Origin of the sequence: Streptomyces milbemycinicus, assembly GCF_002154605.1 — a bacterium.
GTDB classification, from domain to species: Bacteria; Actinomycetota; Actinomycetes; order Streptomycetales; family Streptomycetaceae; genus Streptomyces; species Streptomyces milbemycinicus.
Window position 1 is genome coordinate 1 of the sequence record NZ_MUNE01000730.1, and the last position, 3,237, is coordinate 3,237.

Here is a 3,237-nt window from a genome sequence, read left to right on the forward strand (position 1 = left end):
CACGAGAGGTCCGGGACGCCCCGACCGTCCCGCCCGCTCCTCCGGGGCGTCCCGGACCTCTCGTGCCCAGCGGGGCCCATGCGTGGTGGCGGCCCTCGTCGCCGCGGCCATGGCCCTGGCGGGCTGTACGAGCGTGTCCGACGGCCCGAAGCGTCCGGGCCCGCACCACGGCGCCCGCGACCGCGACGGGGCGGCTGAGCCGGGCGGGGGCGTGGCGACGTCGGACGGCAGGGCGCGTACGTATCCGGACGCCGGGCCGGACGGTGACCACGGAGGGGACGCCAAGAACGGGAAGGATGGGAAAAAGGGCGAGAAGAAGGACGGGAAGAAGGGGAACGAGGGGGAGAAGGAGGCGAAGCGGTCGGCCTCGGCCTCCGCACCGGGCGCGGCCGAGCCCTCTCCCGCCAAGCCCCCCAAGAGCGGACCGGGCCCGCAGCGGCCGGTGCCGTCCGCGCCCTCGTCGCCGGGCGCGCCGTCCGGGGGCGCCCCCTCCACCGCGGCCCCCTCGAGCCCGTCGTCGAGCGCCCCGGAGTCGCCGCGGCCGACCACCTCCGCCCCGGCGTCCCCGCCCGCGTCACCGGCGCCGGAGGCCGAAGAGACGGAGTGACGGAGTGACGAAGGGCACGTCAGGCGCCGCGCGGCGGATTTGCTCTTGAGGGGAGGAAGTGCGTATGGTGGTAGATCGTTTGATCCCATTTGCCCGGCGCCAAACCGAAGAGCGCCGCGTGGCGCGTTCCTTACCTTCCCGTGGCTGACCGCACTGAGGCGGTTTTTTGCGAAATCACACGGAGCTTGGGCGCGTGCCGAGACTCCGGAAGGTTTCGCATTTCGCATGTCCGTTGCCACTGACCACACAGTCATGCCCGCTGCCGACGAGCAGAACGAGCTGACCGAGCAGGCCGAGAGCACTCAGACCGTCGAATCCGCCCAGACCACTGAAGACAGCCAGACCGCCGACCAGCCGCAGGCCCCCGAGCAGCCCGAGCAGCCCCAGATTACCTTCGGTGACCTCGGCCTCCCCGAGCAGATCGTCCGCAAGCTGGCGCAGAACGGCGTCACCACGCCGTTCCCGATCCAGGCCGCGACCATCCCGGACGCCATGGCCGGCAGCGACATCCTCGGCCGTGGCCGCACCGGCTCCGGCAAGACGCTGTCCTTCGGCCTTCCGCTGCTGACCACGCTGGCCGGCGGCCACACCGAGAAGAAGCGCCCCCGCGGCCTCATCCTCACCCCGACCCGCGAGCTCGCCATGCAGGTGAGCGACGCGCTTCAGCCGTACGGCGACGTCCTGGGCCTCAAGCTCAAGGTGGTCTGCGGCGGCACCTCGATGGGCAATCAGATCTACGCGCTGGAGCGCGGGGTCGACATCCTCGTCGCCACCCCGGGCCGGCTGCGCGACATCATCGACCGCGGCGCCGCGTCGCTGGACAAGGTCCAGGTCGCCGTCCTGGACGAGGCCGACCAGATGGCCGACATGGGCTTCCTGCCCGAGGTCACCGAGATCCTCGACCAGGTGCCGCAGGGCGGCCAGCGGCTGCTGTTCTCCGCGACGCTCGAGAACGAGATCGACACCCTCGTCAAGCGCTACCTGGTCGACCCGATTACCCACGAGGTGGACCCCTCCGCGGGCGCGGTCTCGACCATGACCCACCACGTGCTCGTGGTGAAGCCGAAGGACAAGGCGCCGGTCACCGCCGCCATCGCCGCGCGCAAGGGCCGCACGATCATCTTCGTACGGACCCAGCTCGGCGCTGACCGCGTGGCCGAGCAGCTGCGCGACGCCGGGGTGCGGGCCGAGGCGCTGCACGGCGGTATGACGCAGGGGGCCAGGACCCGGACGCTGGCCGACTTCAAGGACGGCTACGTCAATGTGCTGGTCGCCACGGACGTCGCCGCGCGCGGTATCCACGTCGACGGCATCGACCTCGTCCTGAACGTGGACCCGGCCGGCGACCACAAGGACTATCTGCACCGGTCCGGCCGTACGGCGCGGGCGGGTCAGAGCGGCACGGTCGTCTCGCTGGCGCTGCCGCACCAGCGGCGGCAGATCTTCCGGCTGATGGAGGACGCGGGCGTCGACGCCTCGCGCCACATCGTCGGCGGCGCCGGAGTCTTCGACGAGGACGTGGCGCGTATCACAGGCGCCCGTTCGCTGACCGAGGTGCAGGCCGAGTCGGCCGCGAACGCCGCCAAGCAGGCCGAGCGCGACGTCCAGGACCTCACCCGGGAGCTGGACAAGGCGCAGCGGCGGGCGGCGGAGCTGCGTGAGGAGGCCGACCGGCTGACCGTGCGTGCGGCGCGGGAGCGCGGCGAGCACGTGGCCCCGGTGTCGGCCGCGGCTGAGGCCGACGCCGGCTCTGTGGCCGCCGTCGCCGCTGCCGCCCCGGAAGGCGCCGCCGACGCCCCCGTCGACGCGTCGGCGGACGTCGTGGTGCCCGCCCAGCGTTCGGCCGAGGCCGCGGTGGCCGACGCCGAGCCTGCCGCCGCCCCCGCTGCCGCCGCCCAGGGCGACGAGGCGCCGCGGCGCTCCTCGTACGAGCGCCGTGACGAGCGGGGCAACTTCGAGCGTCGGGACCGCCGGGACGGGGACCGTGGTGACCGTCCGTTCGGCCGCGACCGCCGTGACGACCGTCCGCGTGGCTCGTACGACCGGCGTGACGACCGCCGCGACGACCGTGGCGGGCGTCCGTTCGAGCGTCGTGAGGACCGCGACCGTGGCGGCTACCGCCGCGACGACCGCCGTGACGACCGTCCGCGTGGCTCGTACGACCGGCGTGACGACCGCCGCGATGACCGTGGTGGGTTCGAGCGTCGGGACCGCCGGGACGGGGACCGTGGTGACCGTCCGTTCGGCCGCGACCGCCGCGAGGACCGTCCGCGTGGCTCGTACGACCGGCGTGACGACCGCCGCGATGACCGTGGCGGGCGTCCGTTCGAGCGTCGTGAGGACCGCGACCGTGGCGGCTACCGCCGCGACGACCGCCGTGACGACCGTCCGGGGCGTCCGTTCGAGCGCCGCGACCACAACCACCGTGGCGGCGACCGCCCGTTCGGCCGTGACCGTCGCGACGACCGCCCGGCCCGCCGTGACGACCACCGGTCCGGCAACACCGGCGGCCGGTCCTACGACCGCTCGCACGACCGGTCCTTCGACCGCCGCGCCGACAAGCCGCGCTGGAAGCGCAACGGCTGACGGCCGCCGTTCGGTCGGCTGTGATGCCGACCGAACGGCGGCCG

Annotated in this window: 2 protein-coding genes; both read left to right on the plus strand. The window is 73.7% G+C overall.

Going from position 1 to position 3,237, the window contains the following annotated elements:
• The coding region (locus CCN51_RS44235; protein ID WP_211303310.1) for a hypothetical protein at window positions 1–607 on the plus strand (607 nt) is incomplete at its 5' end.
• Between the two features lie 225 nt (window positions 608–832).
• Window positions 833–3,193 (plus strand): DEAD/DEAH box helicase, encoded by a 2,361-nt coding sequence (locus CCN51_RS44240; protein ID WP_086860858.1) that lies wholly within the window; start codon window positions 833–835, stop codon window positions 3,191–3,193.
• Window positions 3,194–3,237 lie beyond the last annotated feature (44 nt).